This window comes from Paraburkholderia sp. CNPSo 3076, from assembly GCF_026343935.1.
GTDB classification, from domain to species: domain Bacteria; phylum Pseudomonadota; class Gammaproteobacteria; order Burkholderiales; family Burkholderiaceae; genus Paraburkholderia; species Paraburkholderia nodosa.
The window spans coordinates 123,579-144,696 of record NZ_JAPMAL010000047.1; the positions used below are offsets into that span (position 1 = coordinate 123,579).

Below are 21,118 nucleotides of genomic sequence, written 5' to 3' on the forward strand. Positions count from 1 at the left end.
AGCGCGGCGGTTGTAGTCTCATGTCTTGTCGGCCGCGTTGGTGCGCGTTCTCACGGGCGCGCGGCTCGATTGGCGGGCGCGTATGACAGATTTTTATTACGCGCCTTCGGCCTTTGCCCGTCAGGGTACACGCCTCGCGCCCAGGACGGGCGGCGCTTTGCTAGAGGAAAACTTCGAGCCCGGCGCACGGTGGCGGGCTCGGGCGAGGCGCACGGGGACAGGTCCGCGGCGCCCGCCCGGCGTGCACACAGCGTGTACGCCGTGTGTAGTCAGCGTGCGCCTGGTGCGTGGTCAATGCGTGGTTAATGCGCGCCGCGTCGCCGGGCAGGTGCCTTGTGCGTGGTCTTCGCGACCCTCGACTCTTTTGCCGCGCGCTTGGGATGCGGCTCGACGTACACGGGTTTTTCTTCGGGCATGCCCTTATAGACCCACTCGAGCAGCGCGTCGTGCGCGGCGCGTGCGGACTCGGCGCGCGGATCGTTGATGAGGCTCACCACGATCCAGCTCTCGCCGTTCTCCGCCGCCACGTAGCCGGCGATGGCGCGCACGTCGCGCAGCGTGCCCGTCTTGATATGCGCGTTGCCTTCCACGCCCGCGTTGGTGAGGCGGTTGCGCATCGTGCCGTCCACGCCGACGATCGGCAGCGAGTCGATGAACACCTGCGCGACCGGGCTCGCGTTCGCGTTCTGCAGCAGGTTCGCAAGCGAGAGCGCGCTGATGTGCTCTTCACGCGAGAGGCCGCAGCCGTTGTCGAGCACGAGTTCGGGCATGTTCAGGCCGCTGCGCCGCAAGAACGCATTGACGGCCGTGGCGGCCTTGGCCGTAGTCGCAGGCGGTTTGGCCTCGACGGCGCCGAGCGTGAGGAACAGATTGCGCGCCATCACGTTGTTGCTGAACTTGTTGATGTCGTGCACGACGTCCGCGAGCGGCGGGCTCTGGTGCACGGCGAGAAGGCGCGCGCGCGGCGGCACGAGGCCTTCGCGTACCGCGCCGGCCGGCGTGGCGAAGAGGCTGCCGCCCGATTGCTGCCAGAGGGCGAGGAAGCCGTCCGCGAAGAACGTGCTGTGGTCCACAGGCGCGGCCATGTTGAGCGTGCGCTCGCCGCAGCGCATGGCGTAGCTGCCCGCGAAGCTCGCGGTGACGACGCCGTTGCCGCCGGGCGAAACCTGCGGGCTCGGCAGCATGCCGCCGCACGCGCCGGCGCGCTCGCGGATCTGGTTGTCGATCTGCCACTGCGCAACGGGCGGCACCACGTCGATCGACACCCCCTCGCGGGAGGGCGAGAACGTGAACGAGACCGACTTGAACGCGTACATCAGCGGATCGGGGCCAACGTTGTAGGGCGCGCTGTCGTCGCCGTCAAACGAGGGCAGGTCGCGCGTGGACGGATCGAACTCGCTCTTGTCGAGCACGAGTGCGCCGTCGATGCGCGCGACGCCCGCCGCGCGAATCTTTTGCACGAGGTCGATCAGCTCTTCGGGTACTAGCTTCGGGTCGCCCGTGCCCTTGATATAGAGGTTGCCGTGCAGCGTGCCGCTCGCATCGACTTCGCCGTCGGTATAGGCGCTCGTTTTCCAGCGATAGTCGGGACCGAGCATCGCGAGGCCGCTCCACGTCGTGACGAGTTTCATCGTCGAGGCGGGCATCATCGGCTGGCCGGCATTCACGGCGACGCTGGGCTGGCGGTCGCCGACCTTTTCGATCACCACGCTGACCGACGAGAGCGGCACGTGTGCGCGCTCGAGGCCCGCCATCACGGTGGGCGGCAGCACGGTGGTCACGTTGACCGTGGGCAGGCGTGCGCCTTCGGGCTGCGCGTAGGCGGCCGGCGCGGCGGCGAAGCCCGCGGCGAGCGTGGCGCAGGCCAGGGCGAGGGTGAGCGGTCGAGGCAGGCGCGGGGTGGCGGCGGCGCGATGCGTGCGGTCGGTGCGCGAGGCAGGCGGTCTGAACAAGGAGCGTAGGCGGGACAGCGAAGCGGGCAGCATGAAAAGCGTTCGGGCGAGTGCAGGGGCGGTGCTTGGGCCGGGCGCGGCGCACGGCAAGCCAGGGCTCGCCGGTGCTGCGCGCGGACGCGAAAATTGGGGCGGCGTGTGATTCGTGGTGCGCGCGCGATGCGCTCGCTTGAACGTACTGTACAAGCCTGCACGCGCGCATCGCGGCCGAATCACGAGTGGAGCGCCGCAAAAGCGCACATTGTAAAGACCTCGCGCCGCGTGCGCGCACTGCCGGCGAGAAAACGTTGCACATTGCGTGGCGTGATTCAAACACCGCCCGCAATGCGTACTGTTGCAGCGCGACCGGCTGCGCGCCGCAGCGGCGCGGCGCCCCTGTTCAGGCGCTAGAATGCTCGCATCGTCCTCCACTCACGCAGCGCGGCGCAGCGTCGCCGCCTGGCCAACATTACGATGCGCATACTGCTAGTCGAAGATGACCGCATGATCGCCGAAGGCGTGCGCAAGGCGCTTCGCGGCGAAGGCTTCGCGGTCGACTGGGTCGAAGACGGCGACGCCGCCCTCTCGGCCGCGAGCGCGGATTCTTACGATCTCATGCTGCTCGATCTCGGATTGCCGCGGCGCGACGGTCTCGACGTGCTGCGCACCCTGCGCGCGCGCGGCGCGGCGCTGCCCGTGCTGATCCTCACCGCGCGCGACGCCGTGGCCGACCGCGTGAAGGGTCTCGACGCCGGCGCGGACGACTACCTCATCAAGCCCTTCGATCTCGACGAACTCGGCGCACGCATGCGCGCGCTGATCCGCCGCCAGGCGGGCCGCAGCGATTCGACCATCCGCCACGGTTCGATCACGCTCGATCCGGCCTCGCACCAGGTCACCCAGGACGGTTCGCCCGTCGCGCTCTCGGCGCGCGAATTCGCGCTGCTCGAAGCGCTGCTCGCGCGGCCGGGCGCCGTGCTCTCGAAAACCCAGCTCGAAGAGAAGATGTACGGCTGGGGTGAGGAGATCGGCAGCAATACCGTCGAGGTCTATATTCACGCGCTGCGCAAGAAGCTCGGGGCCGACCTGATCCGCAACGTGCGCGGCCTCGGCTACATGATCGCCAAAGACGCATGAAGCGGGTAATCAAGCGCGGCCTTGCATGGGACCGGAGTCAGCGCTGAAGCGCTAACTGCGGATCGACAGGGAGACCCCTTTAGCCGATGAGTTCCATCCGACGACAACTGCTGTTCTGGCTGCTCGCGATCGTCGTCGCGGGCGTCGGGCTCGCGGGCTGGCTGATCTATCGCCAGGCGCTCGCCGAAGCCAACGAGCTGTTCGACTACCAGTTGCAGGAAATCGCCGAGGCGTTGCCCTCCGAGCCATTCAACGAGATCCTCAGTTCGCGCGATACGGGCGACGAAGGCATCGTGCTGCAGATCTGGAATCGCAACGGCGTGCTCATGTACTACTCGCATCCACGTGCGCCGCTCGCGCCGCGCGCGGAACTCGGCTTTTCGACGGAGCGCACCGATCGCGGCGACTGGCGCGTGTATGGCGCGATCGTCGGCGACAATGTCGTGCAACTCGCGCAGCCCGTTTCCGTGCGCAACCGGCTCGCCGCGAACGTGGCGTTGCGCACGCTCTGGCCGCTCATCGTGGTGCTGCCGTTTCTCGGCATCGCGGTCTGGATCATGGTGGGGCGCGGGCTCAGGCCGCTCTCGCGCGTCGCGCGCGCACTCGATACGCGTCATCCCGAAGCGCTCGACCCGCTGCCCGAAGAGCGTCTGCCGCGCGAAGTCACGCCGCTCGTGCATGCGCTGAACGCGCTGCTCGAACGCCTCGCGCAGGCCATCGACACGCAGAAGGCCTTCGTCGCCGATGCCGCGCATGAGTTGCGCACGCCGCTGGCGGCCGTGCAGATCCAGGCGCAACTCGTTGCGCGCGCAAAGGATGACGAAACACGCCGCGAAGCGCTCGTCGATCTGCAGGCGGGCGTGACGCGCGCCACGCGTCTCGCCGAGCAACTGCTCGCCCTCGCGCGTTCCGAACCCGACGGTCATGCGCGTGCGCAGAACGTCGATCTGCATGCGCTGCTCGATGATTGCGTGCTCAACTATGCGCCGCTCGCGCAGCAGCGCGGCGTCGATCTCGGCATCGAGGAAAGCGCGGTGGCGAGCGTGCATGGCGACGCCGATGCGTTGCGCGTGATGCTCAACAACCTGCTCGACAACGCGACCAAATACACGCCCGCGGGCGGCCGCGTGGACGTAAGTCTCGCCGTCGTCGACGGGCATCCGCGCGTGCGTATTGCGGACAGCGGGCCTGGCATCCCGCAAGGCGAGCGCGCACGCGTGTTCGATCGCTTTTATCGCGTGGGCGCGGGCGTGAATCGCGCGCGCACCGATATCGCCGGCACGGGCCTCGGGCTCGCTATCGTGCGACGAATCGCGGATCAGCACGGCGCGACCATCACACTCGGCGATTCGCCCGCGGGCGGCCTGCTCGTGGACGTGCGGTTCTGAGTCCGAATCGCCCGCAAATGCCCGCTGCGCGGGCGTTTGCGCGATTATTGCGATTTCCGCGTACTTAAGACTCCTTTAAGCGACACGGCTTACTCTTCGGTACGTCGTGATGAGTACCCCGCGCAAGGAGTCCGCAATGAATACAAAAGTTCTTTCCCGCAGTGCCGTGGCAGCCGCCGTGGTCGTCGCATTGTCGGCGGGCTACGTAGCAGGGCACCGTGATCTGCCTGCTCCGCAGGTTATCTCGCAGGCCCAGGCCGCGGCGTTGATGCCGGCCGAAGCCGCAGCCAAGACTGGCATTCCCGACTTCTCGGGTCTCGTGGAAACCTACGGGCCCGCGGTGGTCAACATCAGCGCCAAGCACGTCGTGAAGCAGACGGCGTTGCGCAGCGGCGGCAGCGGTTCGCAGCAACTGCCGATCGATCCGAGCGATCCGTTCTACCAGTTCTTCAAGCACTTCTACGGCGGCGCGCCCGGCATGGGCGGCGGCGACAATGGTCCGCAGGCGGACCAGCCGAGCGCGAGCCTCGGCTCGGGCTTCATCGTCAGTCCGGACGGGTACATTCTCACGAACGCGCACGTCGTGGACGGCGCCAACGTCGTGACGGTGAAACTCACCGACAAGCGCGAATACAAGGCGAAGGTCGTGGGCGCGGACAAGCAGTCGGACGTCGCCGTGCTCAAGATCGACGCGAAGGATCTGCCGACCGTGAAGATCGGCGACCCGCGCCAGAGCAAGGTCGGCCAGTGGGTGGTGGCGATCGGCTCGCCGTACGGCTTCGACAACACGGTGACCTCGGGCATCATCAGCGCGAAGTCGCGCTCGCTGCCGGACGAGAACTACACGCCGTTCATCCAGACCGACGTGCCGGTCAACCCCGGCAATTCGGGCGGCCCGCTGTTTAATCTGCAGGGCGAAGTTATCGGCATCAACTCGATGATCTATTCGCAGACGGGCGGCTTCCAGGGCCTTTCGTTCGCAATCCCGATCAATGAGGCGATCAAGGTCAAGGACGAACTCGTCAAGACCGGTCATGTGAGCCGCGGGCGTCTCGGCGTCGCGGTGCAGTCGATGAACCAGACGCTCGCCAACTCGTTCGGCATGGACAAGCCGCGCGGCGCGCTGGTGAGTTCGGTGGACGCGAGCGGTCCGGCCGCGAAGGCGGGCCTGAAGCCCGGCGACGTGATCCTGTCCGTGAACGGCCAGGCCGTGGACGATTCGTCCGGTCTGCCTTCGCTCATCGCGGGCATGAAGCCGGGCACGAAGGCCGATGTTCAGGTGTGGCGTGACAAGAGCACGAAGAACCTCACCGCAACCATCGGCGCGCTGGGCGACGCGAAGGTGGCTTCGAACGACGCACCGCAAGCGCAGATGCAGGGGCGCCTCGGCGTCGCGGTGCGCCAGCTCACGCCGGAAGAGAAGAGCAACGGCTCGCTCGACCACGGTCTGCTCGTCGAGCAGTCGGGTGGCGCGGCCGAGAATGCGGGTGTCCAGCCCGGCGACGTGATTCTCGCCGTGAACGGCCGCCCGGTGACGAGCGCCGATCAGCTCAAGCAAATGGTTTCGAAGGCTGGCAACAGCATTGCACTCCTGATCCAGCGAGACGACGCACAGATTTTCGTGCCCGTCGATCTCGGCTGATCCCTGCTGTCGCGAATCCGGCTCCGTGCGCCGGATTCGCGGCGAGAGCAGGTTTCATTACGTTGTACCTGCGCTGCCGCCGCTGGCCCCTGGCCTCGGCGGCAGCGGTTTTTTGGGGCGCACAAAACCTTTTGCGCGCGGATCGGGCATGCCCCTTGCGGAAGCATTACATCGGACCACCTGAAAGGAGCGATCGATGAAGCGTTTCCACAACTCGCGCCCCGTCCATACGACCGCTTACGCGGCGATCCTCGCGGCCACACTTGCTCTCGGCTACGCGGGCGGCGCGGCGGCGCAGCAGGCCGATGCCTCAGGCACGGTCGGCGGCTCGACCACCGACAACACGAGCGCCGGCAACACCAATGGCGGCGGCATGCCGCAAGTCCAGCAGCAGGGCGACGTGTCGTACGTCTCCGGCGGGGTGGGCCTGGACGAATCCAGGGCGCTGCTCAGTGCGGAGCGCCAGTGGCCACTGGCGTTGCGCTTTACCCAGCGCAGCGGTGAGTACGTCGCGGACGTACGCGTGCAGATCACCGACTCGCACGGCGCAAGCGTGCTCGATACGACTTCGCGCGGGCCGTATATGCTCGTGAAGGTCCGTCCGGGCCGCTACAGCGTGCACGTGAGCCATGCGGGCGTCGACAAGACCAGCGCCGTGACGGTGGGCTCGAACGGCAGCGCGCGGGCGGCGTTCATCTGGTAAGGCGCCCAGCCGGGCCAGGCCGGGTTTGGGCGCTGCCGCACGCGCGCCGCGCATAAGATTCACGCAGCCAGGACGAGTTTGGCCGATAATGAAGCCGAAGGGAGGCCGCGATCGCTCAGGCGTGTCGCGAGCGGGTTCGCGTGTTGCCGTCGGTCGCCGTCGATTGCGTGATCGGCACGGCGACAGGCGACAGGCGAGCGGCCATCCCGTGGCATTGCACGGCACGCGCCTTCATGGCGGCGTGCCACGCGAACCGGTGCGGGCTGCCGGCCGGCGAGGGCAGGGCGCCGCAGGCGCCGCCTACCAACAGGGGAGCCGAACATGGCGGTCGAACCGGCTGCGGACCATCGCATCGAACTCGTCGCGAACCGTCACCGCGTGCGCGTGATTCACGGCGGCATCACCATTGCCGATACGCTGCACGCCGTCACCCTTTGCGAAACCGGCTACCCCGACGTCTTCTACTTTCCGCGCGCCGACGTGAACATGGCGCGACTCGAACGCTCCGGCCAGACCTCGCATTGCCCGTTCAAGGGCGAGGCGACGTATTTCCATATGCGTACCGAAGACGGGCGCGTCGACGACGCGGCCTGGAGCTACGAAGCGCCGCTCGATGACGCACGCGGCATCAAGGGGTATCTGGCTTTCTACGCGACTCGCGTAGACCGGATCGACCAGACCTCCTGATATGGCCCGGTAGCTTGCATAGGGGAGCCGCCATGGAACTGAACGATGCGTTGAGAATTCCGCTCGAACCGGCCGCCGTCTGGGCGGCGTTGCAGGACGTGGCGCTCGTACGCGCGAGCATGGAGCATTGCGAGTCGTTCAGGCGGCTCGGCCCCGGCGAATACGCGATCACGCTCACGGTGCCGCTCGGGCCGCTGCGCGCACGCTATGAAGTGCGTGCCCACATTGCCAATGACACGGCGCAGGTGCCGCTCACGCCCCGGCGCGTGCTGAGCTTTCGCGCCCGCGCGGACGGCATCGGCTCGCTGCGCGGCCAGATCGACGTCGCGCTGCGCCCCGAAGAGCGCGCTACGACGCGGGAGCCGGGTACGGGCAAGGATGTGAGCACGCGGATCGACTACTCGGTGTGGGCCACGCTCACGGGACCGCTTTCCGAGCTGCCGCCGCGCCAGATCGAGAACGCGCTGCACGAACTCGCCGACGACTTCTTCACGGAGTTCTGCGCCGTGGTTGCGGTCAAGCACGGCCAGGCGCCGAACCGCGTGGCGGGCGAGCAGCCGCGCCGGCAGCACGTGTTCCTGCGGCCGATCAACCTCGCCGGTCTCGCCCGGCGCGCGCATATCCTGCCGCAGCACCATGCGGGCGGCACGCTCTCGGGCCGCGCGGCAAGCACGCTGAATCACGAGCCGCCGCCGCACGCCATGCCGTATTGGGCGTGGGCCGCGATGATCTTTTTCGTCGCGCTGCTGCTGTATGCGGCGCGCTGGTTTACCGCGACCTGAATGCGGCGGCGGGCGGCGCGCGCAAGGTGCGCCGCCCGTCGAACCCCTCACGCCCCCCGGAACTCCCGCCGCCACGCCGACGGCGAGATCCTGAACGCCTCCACGAAATGCTGACGCAACGACGCGGCCGAGCCGAAACCCGCGCGCTGGGCGATTGCGTCGATCGGCTGATCGGTGCTTTCGAGCAACTGCTGCGCGCGGGCGAGGCGCTCGCCGAGCAGCCACGCGCTCACCGTCGAGCCCGTCGTCAAACGGAACTGGCGCGTGAAGGTGCGCCGGCTCATCAGCGCACGCTGCGCGAGCGAGTCGAGCGTGTGGGGCGCGTCGAGGTGGGCGCGAATCCAGTCGAGCAGACCCGGCAGACGGTCGCCGCGGCCAGCCGCCGCGAGCGGCTGCTGCACGTACTGGGCCTGGTTGCCCTGGCGATGCGGCGGCACGACGAGCCGCCGCGCCACGTAGTTCGCGGCGCTCGAGCCGCACAGGCGCCGCATGAGATGCAGGCAGCAATCGAGTCCCGCCGCCGTGCCCGCCGAGGTGAGCAGGTCGCCGTCGTCGATGTAGAGCACGCCGGGATCGAAGCGCACGGCCGGAAAGCGCAGCGCGAAATCGTCGGCGGCGGCCCAGTGCGTGGTGCCCGGGCGGCCATCGAGCAGGCCCGCATGTGCGAGCACATAGGCGCCGAGGCATAACCCGACGAGGATCGCGCCGCTCTCGTGCGCTTCGCGCAGCGCGTCGCAAAGCGCGGCGGGCGGCGCCTGGTGGGTGTCGCGCCAGCTCGGCACGACGATCACGTCCGCGCCGCGCAGCCCCTCGAGGCCCTGCGGCGCGCCGATCGTGAAGCCTGCCGTGGTCGTGAGCGTGCCGGGCTCCGCCGCGCAGACGGCGAGTTCGAACGGCGGCACGCCGCCTTCGCTGCGGTCTTCGCCGAACACGACGCAAGGCACCGAGAGATGGAACGGGCTGATGCGGTCGAAGGCGATGACGGCGACGCGCAACGGGGCCGTTGAAGGAGCCTGACGGGGAGCAGTGGCCATGACGAGTCCCGAAGAGGAATGGCCCGATTTTAGCGAAAGTTGTCATCCGGGCCACTGTCGCGGCGGCGCGCGCGGCACCACAATCCCGCCATCGACTTCGCGTCTTCGGACCGGTCGGTTCCTTTCACCCCCAGGAGGCATGGCCATGTCCGCGAATCCGCGCCGGGCGCTCGTCGTTGTCGACGTGCAGAACGAATATGTCAGCGGCGATCTGCCGATCGAATATCCCCCCATCGAGACGTCGCTCGCCAATATCGGCCGCGCGATCGACGCCGCGCGCGCGGCCGGCGTGCCGGTCGTGGTCGTGCAGAACTTCGCCCCTGCGGACTCGCCGCTCTTCGCGCGCGGCAGCGTGGGCGCCGAGCTGCATCCGGTCGTGGCCTCGCGCGAGCGCGATCACTATGTCGAAAAAGCGCTGCCGAGCGCCTTCGCGGGCACCGATCTCAAAGCGTGGCTGGCCGAGCGCGGCATCGACACGCTCACGGTGGCCGGCTACATGACGCACAACTGCGACGCCTCGACGGTGTTCGAGGCGACCCACGCGGGTCTTGCCGTCGAGTTTCTGGCCGATGCGACGGGTTCGGTGCCGTACGCAAACGAGGCGGGAACGGCTAGCGCCGAGCAGATCCACCGCGTGTTCAGCGCAGTGATGCACACGCGCTTCGCTGCGGTCGTGAGCACGGATGCCTGGCTTGCCGCCGTCGAAAAAGGCGTGCCGCTCGCGCGTGACAACATCTACGCGTCGAATCAACGGGCCCGCGCGAACCGCGTGCCGGCCTGAGCGGTCAAGAAAAAGGCGGCCTCGTCCGTGGGCCGCCTCGATCGATCCGGGATGCGCGCGCAGGGCTCAGGCGTCCGGCTCGCTCGCGCCAATACGCAGCGACGGGCTGAAGCGCAGCGCGTCGAGCATCGCGTCGACGTGCAGCTCGGCGTTGCTCGCCACGTCGAACACGTCCGGCAGGATCGCCGTATCGCGCAGGGCGCCGCCAATGAACGAATGGAGCACGCGCGAAGCGCGCTTGGGGTCGAGGTCGGCGGGCAGCTGGCCCTTCGACATCGCATTGCGCAAACCCTGCTCGATGCTCGCCAGGCCCTCGCGCATATCGGTCTGATGGCGCGCCATCACGGGTCCCATCTCCTCGACGAACTCGCACTTCAGGAACAGGATCTCGAACACGCGGCGGCGGCGCGCGTCGGTTGCCGTATTGCGCAGACACAGAATGCACAAATCGCGCATGCGCCCGAGCGGGTCGGGCTCGCCGGGATCCGTCGATGCCACCTTCAGCTCGTCGAGCGGCAGCACCACGCGGTCGAACATGGCCGTGAACAGGTCGCCCTTGTTTTCAAAATGCCAATAAATCGCGCCGCGCGTCACGCCCGCGGTCTGGGCGATGTCGGCCAGCGAAGTGCGCGACACGCCCTTTTCGTAAAAGACGTGTTCGGCGGCGTCGAGGATCCGGTTGCGCGTCTCCAGCGCTTCCTCTTTCGTTCGGCGGACCATTTTCTAAGATGAGTGCGTTGCTGCGGGTTAGGGGGAATCAATGTATTTGGGGTGCGAACCGTAATGTATTGATTTGTAATATGGCGGTGATGCGCGGATCGCTCCTGAAGTACCACTCAACGGTTACGTAACGTCCTTTTACATTCGTTCGCGGATGTATCTATAATAGCACCCCACCACCTAGGTGCCTCAAGTGGTGATGTCCGGTTAATATCCGTCCTTGGCCAAGTGGTCGTAGAAACCCCAATGCGCGACGCCTCTCGCGGCGGCGCGCGGCAGTATCGCCCGGACGGATATGTAGACCGGAACGCGCCTTTCTAGAAGAAAGTACCGGGTTTATCCGTCAGGTATTTGCCAGATGCTGGCGTGCGTGGTCGTCCTCCTCGTTGCAGGACGCCGCACGCTTTTATTGTCAGTTATAGACAGAGGTCGCTCCATGCGCGTCGAACGGGTTCCATTCCGCCTAATCAGTGTCGCGACGGCTGCCATCGTGCTCGCAGCCTGCGGGCAAAAGCAGTCGGCGCCGCCGCCGCAAACCCCCGAAGTGGGTATCGTCACCGTCCAGCCGTCCGCCGTGCCGGTCGTCTCCGAGCTTCCCGGCCGTACCAGTGCCTTCCTCGTCGCGCAAGTGCGCGCACGGGTGGACGGCATCGTGCTGCGCCGCGAATTCACCGAAGGCGCGATCGTGAAGGCCGGTCAGCGGCTCTACAAGATCGACCCCGCGCCGTATATCGCCGCGCTCAACACCGCCAAGGCCACGCTCGCCAAGGCGCAGGCCAACCTGGTCACGCAGAACGCGCTGGTTTCGCGCTACAAGGTTCTGGTGCAGGCCAACGCCGTGAGCAAGCAGGACTACGACAACGCCGTTTCCGCGCAAGGCCAGGCGGCAGCGGATGTCGCCTCCGGCAAGGCCGCCGTCGATACGGCGCAGATCAACCTCGGCTACACCGACGTCGTTTCGCCGGTCACGGGCCAGGTCGGCATCTCGCAGGTCACGCCGGGCGCCTATGTGCAGGCGAGCGCCGCGACGCTCATGTCGACGGTTCAGCAGCTTGACCCGATGTATGTCGACGTCACCCAGTCGAGCCTCGATGGCCTGAAGCTGCGCCGCGCGATTCAGGAGGGCCGCCTGTCGACTAACGGCCCGAATGCCGCGAAGGTTTCGCTCGTGCTCGAAGACGGCCGCGTGTACGCGCAGAAGGGCAAGCTCCAGTTCAGCGACGTCACGGTCGACCAGACCACCGGCTCGGTGACGGTTCGCGCGCTCTTCCCGAACGCCGACCGTGTGTTGCTGCCGGGCATGTTCGTGCGCGCGCGCATCGAAGAAGGCATCAACAACAACGCGTTCCTCGTGCCGCAGGTGGGCGTGCTGCACGACCAGAAGGGCCAAGCTTCGGTGTACGTCGTCGGCAAGGACGACAAGGTCGTGCCGACGCCGATCGTCACGTCGGGCGCGCAGGGCCAGGACTGGGTCGTGGAGAGCGGCCTGCAGGCCGGCGACCGCGTGATCGTGCAAGGCACCGACAAGGTCAAGCCGGGTGCGCAGGTCAAGCCTGTCGCGGCGCAACTGCCGCCGCCGCCGCCGCCGGGCGCGCCTTCGGCCGACATGGCGACCGCTTCGGGCAATGCGAACGCTGCCAGCGCCGCATCGGGTCCGAAGGGTGCCTCGGCTGCGCCTGCCGCCTCTGCAGCGCAATAACCGGGAGCCTGTTTCATGGCAAAGTTCTTTATTGATCGCCCAATCTTTGCATGGGTGATCGCCATCATCCTGATGCTGGCGGGCGTGGCCTCGGTGTTCACGCTGCCGGTCGCGCAGTATCCGACCATCGCACCGCCTTCCATCCAGATCAGCGCGAACTATCCGGGCGCGTCGGCCAAGACGGTGGAAAACACGGTCACGCAGGTGATCGAGCAGCAGATGAGCGGTCTCGACCACCTGCTGTACATCTCGTCGACTTCCGATGACTCGGGCACGGCCACGATTACGCTGACGTTCGCCGCGGGCACCAACCCGGACATCGCGCAGGTGCAGGTGCAGAACAAGCTGCAGCTCGCCACGCCGATTCTGCCGCAGGTGGTGCAGCAGCTCGGTATCAGCGTGACGAAATCGAGCAGCAGCTTCCTGCTGGTGCTTGCGTTCGTGTCCGAAGACGGCAGCATGACCAAGTACGACCTCGCGAACTACGTGGCGTCGAACGTGAAGGACCCGATCAGCCGTATCGACGGCGTGGGTACGGTCACGCTGTTCGGCTCGCAATACGCGATGCGCGTGTGGCTCGATCCAAACAAGCTCACGAACTTCCAGCTAACGCCAACCGACGTCACAGCGGCGATCACCGCGCAGAACGTGCAGATCGCGGGCGGCCAGCTGGGCGGCACGCCGGCGGTGGCGGGGCAGTCGTTCCAGGCGACCATCACCGAATCGACGCTGCTGCAGACGCCTGAGCAGTTCGGCAACATCCTGCTGAAGGTGAACCAGGACGGCTCGCAGGTGCGCCTGAGGGACGTAGCGCGTATTGGTCTGGGCGGCGAAAACTACAACTTCGACACGAAGTACAACGGTTCGCCGACGGCCGGTCTGGGCATTCAGCTCGCGACGGGCGCCAACGCGCTGCAGACCGCGAAGCTCGTGCGCCAGAAGATCGACGACCTCTCGAAGTACTTCCCGCACGGTCTCGTCGTGAAGTACCCGTATGACACGACGCCGTTCGTGCGCCTGTCGATCGAGGAAGTGATCAAGACGCTGCTGGAAGGCATCGTGCTGGTGTTCCTCGTGATGTACCTGTTCCTGCAGAACCTGCGCGCGACGTTGATTCCGACGATCGCGGTGCCGGTGGTGCTGCTGGGTACGTTTGCGATCATGGCAATGGTGGGCTTCTCGATCAACACGCTGTCGATGTTCGGCCTCGTGCTCGCCATCGGCCTGCTGGTGGACGACGCGATCGTGGTCGTGGAGAACGTCGAGCGGGTGATGGTGGAGGAGGGCCTGGGGCCGAAGGAAGCCACGCGCAAGGCCATGGGCCAGATCACCGGCGCACTGGTGGGCGTGGCGCTCGTGCTCTCCGCGGTGTTCGTGCCGGTGGCGTTCTCGGGCGGCTCGGTTGGCGCCATCTACCGGCAGTTCTCGCTCACGATCGTGGCGGCGATGGTGCTGTCCGTGCTCGTCGCGCTGATTCTCACGCCGGCGTTGTGCGCGACCATCCTCAAGCCAATTCCGAAGGGCCATCACGAAGAGAAGAAGGGCTTTTTCGGCTGGTTCAACCGCACGTTCGAGACGAGCCGCGACAAGTATCACAGCGGCGTGTACCACGTGATCAAGCGCTCGGGCCGCTGGCTCATCATCTACCTCGCGGTGATCGTCGCGGTCGGCCTGCTGTTCGTGCGCCTGCCGAAGTCGTTCCTGCCCGATGAAGACCAGGGCACGATGTTCGTGATCGTGCAGACGCCCGTGGGCTCGACCCAGGAAACGACGGCACGCACGCTCGCCAACATCCAGAACTGGTTGCTCAAGGACGAAGGCAGCATCGTCGAGTCGGTGTTCACGGTGAACGGCTTCAGCTTCGCGGGCCGTGGCCAGAACTCGGGTCTCGTGTTCGTGCGGATGAAGGACTACAAGCAGCGTCAGCACGCGGACCAGAAGGTCCAGGCGCTGGTGCGGCGCATGTTCATGCACTACGCGGGCTACAAGGACGCGATGGTGTTCCCGGTGAATCCGCCTTCGATTCCTGAACTCGGCACCGCGTCGGGCTTCGACTTCGAACTGCAGGACCGCGGCGGTCTCGGCCACGAGAAACTGATGGAAGCGCGCAACATGCTGCTCGGCATGGCGGCGAAGGATCCGACGCTCGCCGTCGTGCGCCCGAACGGCCTGAACGACACGCCGCAGTTCACGGTGGATATCGACCGTGAAAAGGCCGAGGCACTCGGTGTGACGGCGGCTGCGGTCGACCAGACCTTCTCGATCGCCTGGGCGTCGGCATACGTGAACAACTTCCTCGATACGGATGGCCGTATCAAGAAGGTGTACGTGATGTCCGATGCCCCGTTCCGCATGACGCCGGAAGACATGGGCCTCTGGTACGTGCGCAACAGCGCGGGCGGGATGGCGCCGTTCAGCTCGGTCGCGAAGGGCCGCTGGACCTTCGGTTCGCCGAAGCTCGAGCGCTACAACGGCATCTCGGCGGTGGAAATCCAGGGTCAGGCGGGGCAGGGCAAGTCGACCGGCCAGGCCATGACGGCCATGGAGCAGATCGCGGCGAAGCTGCCCGCGGGTATCGGCTACGAATGGACGGGCCTGTCGTATCAAGAGCGCCAGTCGGGCTCGCAGGCGCCGATTCTGTACGGCATCTCGATCCTCGTCGTGTTCCTGTGTCTCGCGGCGCTGTATGAAAGCTGGTCGATTCCGTTCGCGGTCATCATGGTGGTGCCGCTCGGCGTGCTCGGCGCGCTGCTGGCGGTTACCTTGCGTGGGCTCGAGAACGACGTGTTCTTCCAGGTGGGTCTGTTGACCACTGTGGGTCTGTCGGCGAAGAACGCGATTCTGATCGTGGAGTTCGCGCGCGACCTGCAGGCCGAAGGGAAGATGGGACCGATCGAGGCGGCGCTCGAAGCTTCGCGACTGCGTCTGCGGCCGATTCTCATGACGTCGATGGCGTTCATTCTCGGCGTGCTGCCGCTCGCGATCAGTAACGGCGCGGGTTCGGCTTCGCAGCACGCCATCGGCACGGGCGTGATCGGCGGGATGATCACGGCCACGTTCCTCGCGATCTTCATGATCCCGATGTTCTTCGTGGTGATTCGCGCGAAGTTCGCCGGCGAGAAGGAAGACGCGGACGTCGCGCTCCAGCACTACGAAGAGCACCACGCGCACGACCATGACCAGGACAACGGCGCGAATGGCGGTGGCGCTCGCGGTCAGGGCGGCACGGGTGGCAACGACGGCAGCAACGGCGACGGCCCGGGCAAGGAAGGACATTGAGATGCATAAACTATCCGTAATTGCATTGGCTACCGCGCTCCTCGCGGGTTGCACGATGGAGCCGTGGTACCACCGGCCCGAAGCGCCGGTGTCGCAGAGTTTCCCGCAAGGCGGCGTGTACGCCACGCAGCCGGTTGCTGCGGGCGCGAATGGCCAGAACGGCCAGGCTGCCCCGAGCGCCAATGGCGCCGCGGCGACCGACATCGGCTGGCGCGAGTTCTTCGTCGATCCGCGCCTGCAGCAACTCGTGGACATCGCGCTGAAGAACAACCGCGATCTGCGCGTCTCGGTGCTCAACGTCGAGGCGGCGCGCGCGCAGTATCAGATCGTACGCGCCGATCTGTTCCCCGCGATCAACGGTGTGGGAACGGAAACGCGTACGCGCGTGCCGAGGAACTTTCAGACCACGGTGAACAACCCGTACAGCGTCTACAACGTGGGTGTGCAGGCTTCGTGGGAACTGGACTTCTGGGGACGCATCCGCAGCCTGAAGGACCAGGCGTTGGCGCAGTACCTCTCGACGGCGTATGCGCGCAAGGCAGCGGAGATCACGCTGGTTTCGGAAGTCGCTGACCAGTACCTGACCATGCTTTCCGACGACGACCTGCTCAAGGTCACGCAGGAAACGCTCAAGACGGCGCAGGACTCGTACAACATCGCGAAGGCGCAGTTCGATACGGGCACCGGCACCGAGCTCGATTTGCGTCAGGCGCAGACGGTGGTCGAGAACGCGCAGGCCAACATGCAGGCGCAACTCCGGGCGCGCGCCCAGGCCGAAAACGCACTCGTGCTGCTGATCGGCGAGCCGCTGCCGGCGGATCTGCCGCAAGGCCTGCCGCTCGACGGCCAGCCTCTGCTCAACGACATTCCGGCAGGCCTGCCTTCGGATCTGCTCACGCGTCGTCCGGACATCATGCAGGCTGAAGAGACGCTGCTCGCGGCAAACGCCAACATCGGCGCGGCACGTGCGGCGTTCTTCCCGAAGATCTCGCTCACGGCGGCGTTCGGCACCGAAAGCCTGTCGCTCGGCGGGCTCTTCAAGGCCGGCACGGCGGCATGGAGTTTCGCGCCGCAGATCACGCTGCCGATCTTCGAAGGCGGGTCGAACATCGCGAACCTGAAACTCGCGAATGTCGAGAAGCGCATCGAGATCGCCAACTACGAGAAGTCGATCCAGTCGGCGTTCCGCGAAGTGGCCGACGGTTTGGCGGCGCGCGGCACCTACGACGAGCAGATCGCCGCGCTCGAGCGCAGCACCTTTGCGAACCAGCGCTCGCTCACGCTTTCGGAACTGCGTTACAAGAACGGCGTGGACAGCTATCTGCCGGTGCTGGCCGCGCAGACCAGCCTCTACACGGCGCAGCAGTCGCTCGTCACGGCGCGTCTCGCGCGCCTGACCAACCTCGTCGATCTGTATCGCGCGTTGGGCGGCGGCTGGATCGCGCACTCGGGCGAGACGCCGCGCGAGCCCGATGCGCCGGCCGATTACGGCGCGGCCAGCGCGCCGGTGGCGGCTTCGGCTGCGACGGCGGGGTAACGCGCTACGACTTCGGAATCGAAAGCCAAGAACGCCACGGAAGACCGTGGCGTTTTTTTTCGCGTGTGGGCGTGCGCAAAGCGGGTAAAAAAAGCGCCATGGTTTCCCATGGCGCCGAACCAGCAAAAGACCCCGGCCGCCTGTGTATAGATGGACACCTGCGAGCGGGGCACCTCTCGCGTCAACTCAATACGTTCAAACCCGGTTCGATCAGCGCAGTAAGATCAGCGCAGTAAGATCAACTCAGTGCGCGGCCGAGCGCGGCATTTCGTGGCCCACATCCGGCGCCTGCTCCGTGTCGGGACGACCTTCGAGATCGTGCCCGGCGCGGCGGATCGCGCGCTCGGCGGCTTTCTCGCTCTTCGCACCGTTGAAGATCAGATTCAGTACCACCGCCGAAACCGAAGCGAGCAGGATGCCGCTATGGAGCAGAGGCGAAAGCGCGGGCGGCAGCTTGGCGAAGAAGTGCGGCGACACCACCGGCACGAGGCCGAAACCCACGCTCACGGCCACGATGAAGAGGTTGTGCTGGTTCTTCACGAAGTCCACGCGCGATAGCACCTTGATGCCGTTCGCCGCCACCATGCCGAACATCACGATGCCTGCGCCGCCCAGCACGAAGGCGGGCACGGAGGCGACCATCTGCGCCATCTTCGGAAACAGGCCGAGCAGTACGAGAATCACGCCGCCCATCGCGCACACGTAGCGGCTCTTCACGCCCGTCACGCCGATGAGGCCCACGTTCTGCGAGAACGACGTATGCGGGAACGAGTTGAAGATGCCGCCGATCAGCGTGCCGAGACCGTCCACGCGCAGGCCGCGCACGAGTGTGGCCTGATCGACGGGGCGCTCGACCATGTCGCCTACGGCGAGGAACATGCCCGTCGATTCGATGAAGGTCACGAACATCACGATCACCATCGTCGCGATCGGCAGGATGTGGAACTTCGGCATGCCGAAGTGGAACGGCGTGACGATGCCGACCCACGGCGCGCTGGCCATGCCTTCGAGGTTCACGCGACCGAGCGCAAGGGCGATGGCAAAGCCCGCGACGATGCCGAGCAGCACCGAGATATTGGCGATGAAGCCGCGCCCGAACTTGTTGATGAGCAGGATCAGCATCAGCACGAGCAGCGAGAGGCCGAGGTAGATGGGGTTGCCGTAGTCGGGGTTGCCCACGCCGCCCGCGGCCCAGTTGATGCCCACTTCCATGAGCGAGAGGCCGATCACCGCGATCACGGTGCCTACCACGACAGGCGGGAAGAAGCGCAGCAGCTTGCCGATCATCGGCGCGATCACGATGCCGATCGCGCCCGCCGCGATGGTCGAGCCGAAGATATCGAGAAGGCCGAGCGAGGGATTGGTGCCGATGGCGATCATCGGGCCCACCGAGGCGAACGTGCAGCCCATGATCACGGGCAGGCGGATGCCGAAGATCCACAGGCCGAGCGTCTGGATCAGCGTGGCGATGCCGCAGGCGAACAGGTCGGCGCTGATGAGGAAGGCGACCTGGTCTTTCGGCAGCCCGATCGCGCCGCCGACGATGAGCGGCACAGCGACTGCGCCTGCGTACATCACGAGCACGTGCTGGATGCCGAGTGTCAGCAACTGGCTAAACGGCAGGCGCTCGTCGCAGGGGTGGACCTGCTTCTGGCCTGACCGCTGGGCGGCCTGGTCCTCAATGCCCTTGGCTTGCATGTCGTCTGTCTCCGTCTCTTTGTTTAGGGATATGGCCTCCAAGGTATGCGGTAAGAAAATATGCAACAAGACCGCTGGAGACTATTCCGTGCTTTCCGGCGACGATATGCGCGCGGAGCGATAGCCAGGCGACATAAGGGTGGGGTCGGCACGCGTGGGCCGCGCGCGGGGGCTTCATGGCGGCAACGCGTGACGCCGGTTCGGACCGCGCATGTGGCGGCGCAAGGCGGGAAGCCCCTGTTTGCGGCGGTTGAGCGCCTTTGCGCGATGGGCGCCGCGGCGCGGGCGTGGCGGTACCGAACCATGCCAGAGCGTGTGCGGGGGCGGCGAGCCCAGGCTGGCGATGCCCAACGGGTCATGTCACATATGGCCGCGCCGTTATGATCTCTATTTCGAATGCGGCATGTGAGCCATTTTGCATCGCGCGCTCGCCCACCGGGTTAACCCGCGAATGGACGTTTTTCGCGTCGAAATCGGCTGTGTTGCGCGCGGGTTCGCGGCAAGTTTGAAGGCCCCGCTTAACGCGCGTCCGGCGCCGAGGATCTCGCCGCGCATCACGCCGGTATGATCGTTTTTCCCGTCCTCACCCACCTCGCACACCGTTTCCCATGAGCCCATCGCAGACGCGTTTTCTCGGTATCGACCTCGGCACCGGTTCACTCAAGCTCGGCATCATCGATGACGACGGCGTCGAGCGCGCCGCCGCGAGCGTGGCCTACGCGCTCGAAACACCGCAGCCCGGCTGGGCCGAGATCGCCGCGGATCGCTGGTGGGACGCGCTCGTCGTGGCCTGCGCGCGGCTGCCCGAGAGCGAGCGCGCCGCGGTGCGGGCAATCGGCTTTTCCGGACAGATGCATGGCGTCGTGCTCACCGACGAAGCGGGCCGAGCGTTGCGCCCCGCGATGCTCTGGCCCGACACGCGCGCGCATGCGCTGCTCGATGCGTGGCCCGACGACGCCGGGCATGTGCAGCCCAACCCCGTCGCGCCCGGCATGGCGGGGCCGCTGCTGCGCTGGGTCCTGCACCACGAGCCGCAAGTCGCGCAAGCCACGCGCTGGGCGCTGCAGCCGAAAGACTGGCTGCGCGTGGCGCTGGGTGGCGAGTTCAAAGCCGATCCATCGGACGCGTGCGCGACGGCGCTCGCCGCCCCCGATGGCGCGTGGGACTTCGCGCTGATCGAGCGCCTGGGATTGCCTGCGCACTGGTTCGCGCCGCTTGCTGCATCTTATGAAGCGAGCGGCGCGCTAAGCGCGCAAGCCGCACGGGCGCTCGGGCTGCCCGCCGGCATCGTGCTCGCGACGGGCGCGGGCGACACGCCTTGCGCGGCGTTCGGCAGCGGCCTGGCCGACGAAGGCGATGCGCTCCTCACGACGGGCACAGGCGGCCAGATCGTCGTGACCGCGCGCAGCGAGCCGCCCGCGCGGCGCGGGCTGCATCGCTACCGCTCGGCGACGGGCGGCTGGTACACCATGGCCGCCATGCAGAACGTGGGCGTGGCGCTGGAAGCGGCGCGCGGCTGGCTGGCCTACGACTGGGCTTCGGCTTATGCGGATGGGTTCGCCGTGCCGCCGTCGGCGACGCTCGCGTTCCTGCCTTACCTGAGCGGGGAGCGCTCGCCGTGGCTCGACCCGGCGGCGCGCGGCGGCTGGCTCGGCGCTTCGCTTGGCGACTCGCGCGGCACGCTCATGCGCGCGGCGTTCGAGGGCGTCGCGTTCGCGTTGCGCGCGGGCCTCGACGCCGTGCGCAGCACCCGTGAAGCCGCCGATGGAGGCACGCGAGATGCGCGCAGTGTGGCGACGCTCAAGCTCGCGGGCGGCGGCTCCGTGGACGCGCGCTGGCGGCAGTTGCTCGCCGACACGCTCGACGCGGACCTCTACGCGATCGACTGCCCGAACGCAGCGGCGCGCGGCGCCGCGATGCTGGGCGGCCTCGCCTGCGGGCACTGGCGCATGAGCGACCTCGCGGCGCTTGCGCCGGCTGCGACGCAGGTGGCGTCGCCGCGCGAGGACGCCGCGCTCGCGCAGCGCTATGCACGCTTCATCGATCTCTATGGCCGCGTTCGAACCTGGTTTGCACCGGCATCGTGATGAGGCGTATCGA

At 66.9% G+C, this 21,118-nt stretch carries 15 protein-coding genes; 11 read left to right on the forward strand and 4 right to left on the reverse strand.

Features of this window, described 5'->3' with window-relative positions; translation table 11 throughout:
- Nucleotides 1–302: 302 nt before the first annotated feature.
- Nucleotides 303–1,985, reverse strand: coding sequence for a D-alanyl-D-alanine carboxypeptidase/D-alanyl-D-alanine-endopeptidase (gene dacB, locus M3A49_RS37395; RefSeq protein WP_266233329.1), 1,683 nt, complete (start codon nt 1,983–1,985; stop codon nt 303–305).
- A 420-nt stretch (nt 1,986–2,405) separates the two neighbouring features.
- Here dacB and M3A49_RS37400 point away from each other — a divergent pair, with 420 nt between their 5' ends.
- The 6 genes from M3A49_RS37400 (at nt 2,406) to M3A49_RS37425 (ending at nt 8,270) form a co-directional block, all read left to right on the forward strand.
- Nucleotides 2,406–3,068 carry a response regulator gene (locus tag M3A49_RS37400; protein WP_028205939.1) on the forward strand — a complete coding sequence of 221 codons (663 nt, stop codon included), beginning with the start codon at nt 2,406–2,408 and terminating at the stop codon, nt 3,066–3,068.
- An 86-nt stretch (nt 3,069–3,154) separates the two neighbouring features.
- Nucleotides 3,155–4,456: an ATP-binding protein gene (locus M3A49_RS37405; protein WP_254352200.1), complete on the forward strand. Its 1,302-nt coding sequence runs from the start codon at nt 3,155–3,157 to the stop codon at nt 4,454–4,456.
- A gap of 136 nt (nt 4,457–4,592) precedes the next feature.
- Nucleotides 4,593–6,098: a DegQ family serine endoprotease gene (locus tag M3A49_RS37410; protein ID WP_266233330.1), complete on the forward strand. Its 1,506-nt coding sequence runs from the start codon at nt 4,593–4,595 to the stop codon at nt 6,096–6,098.
- 196 nt (nt 6,099–6,294) lie between these two features.
- Nucleotides 6,295–6,801: a carboxypeptidase-like regulatory domain-containing protein gene (locus M3A49_RS37415; RefSeq protein WP_254352196.1), complete on the forward strand. Its 507-nt coding sequence runs from the start codon at nt 6,295–6,297 to the stop codon at nt 6,799–6,801.
- A 321-nt stretch (nt 6,802–7,122) separates the two neighbouring features.
- On the forward strand, nt 7,123–7,488 hold the full coding sequence (locus M3A49_RS37420) for a DUF427 domain-containing protein (RefSeq protein WP_266233331.1): 366 nt from the start codon (nt 7,123–7,125) through the stop codon (nt 7,486–7,488).
- Nucleotides 7,489–7,520: 32 nt separating this feature from the next.
- Nucleotides 7,521–8,270, forward strand: a complete 750-nt coding sequence (locus M3A49_RS37425; RefSeq protein WP_266233332.1) for a CoxG family protein — start codon at nt 7,521–7,523, stop codon at nt 8,268–8,270.
- Between the two features lie 47 nt (nt 8,271–8,317).
- Here the strand turns inward: M3A49_RS37425 and M3A49_RS37430 are convergent, their stop codons facing one another.
- Nucleotides 8,318–9,304 carry a helix-turn-helix domain-containing protein gene (locus tag M3A49_RS37430; RefSeq protein WP_266233333.1) on the reverse strand — a complete coding sequence of 329 codons (987 nt, stop codon included), beginning with the start codon at nt 9,302–9,304 and terminating at the stop codon, nt 8,318–8,320.
- 145 nt (nt 9,305–9,449) lie between these two features.
- Here M3A49_RS37430 and M3A49_RS37435 point away from each other — a divergent pair, with 145 nt between their 5' ends.
- The gene (locus M3A49_RS37435) at nt 9,450–10,085 is read left to right on the forward strand and encodes a cysteine hydrolase family protein (protein ID WP_416339091.1); all 636 of its coding nucleotides are present in this window, start codon (nt 9,450–9,452) and stop codon (nt 10,083–10,085) included.
- A 66-nt stretch (nt 10,086–10,151) separates the two neighbouring features.
- On the opposite strand, the gene M3A49_RS37440 is transcribed toward M3A49_RS37435, so the two are convergent.
- The gene (locus tag M3A49_RS37440; RefSeq protein ID WP_254352188.1) at nt 10,152–10,805 is read right to left on the reverse strand and encodes a TetR family transcriptional regulator; all 654 of its coding nucleotides are present in this window, start codon (nt 10,803–10,805) and stop codon (nt 10,152–10,154) included.
- 436 nt (nt 10,806–11,241) lie between these two features.
- Between M3A49_RS37440 and M3A49_RS37445 the strand changes: the two genes are divergently transcribed.
- Genes M3A49_RS37445 through M3A49_RS37455 form a run of 3 tightly spaced genes read left to right on the forward strand, consistent with a single transcriptional unit; the run spans nt 11,242 to nt 17,320 of the window.
- Entirely contained in the window at nt 11,242–12,504 is a 1,263-nt protein-coding gene (locus tag M3A49_RS37445) for an efflux RND transporter periplasmic adaptor subunit (protein WP_266233335.1), read from the forward strand.
- A gap of 15 nt (nt 12,505–12,519) precedes the next feature.
- Nucleotides 12,520–15,783, forward strand: coding sequence for an efflux RND transporter permease subunit (locus tag M3A49_RS37450; RefSeq protein WP_266233336.1), 3,264 nt, complete (start codon nt 12,520–12,522; stop codon nt 15,781–15,783).
- Nucleotide 15,784: 1 nt separating this feature from the next.
- Nucleotides 15,785–17,320 carry an efflux transporter outer membrane subunit gene (locus M3A49_RS37455; RefSeq protein ID WP_266233337.1) on the forward strand — a complete coding sequence of 512 codons (1,536 nt, stop codon included), beginning with the start codon at nt 15,785–15,787 and terminating at the stop codon, nt 17,318–17,320.
- Between the two features lie 243 nt (nt 17,321–17,563).
- On the opposite strand, the gene M3A49_RS37460 is transcribed toward M3A49_RS37455, so the two are convergent.
- The gene (locus M3A49_RS37460) at nt 17,564–19,018 is read right to left on the reverse strand and encodes a nucleobase:cation symporter-2 family protein (protein ID WP_266233338.1); all 1,455 of its coding nucleotides are present in this window, start codon (nt 19,016–19,018) and stop codon (nt 17,564–17,566) included.
- Nucleotides 19,019–19,626: 608 nt separating this feature from the next.
- On the opposite strand from M3A49_RS37460, the gene M3A49_RS37465 reads away from it, so the two are divergent.
- A complete protein-coding gene (locus M3A49_RS37465; RefSeq protein ID WP_266233339.1) occupies nt 19,627–21,105 on the forward strand; it encodes a xylulokinase in 1,479 nt (492 codons plus the stop codon).
- The last annotated feature ends 13 nt before the right edge of the window (nt 21,106–21,118 follow it).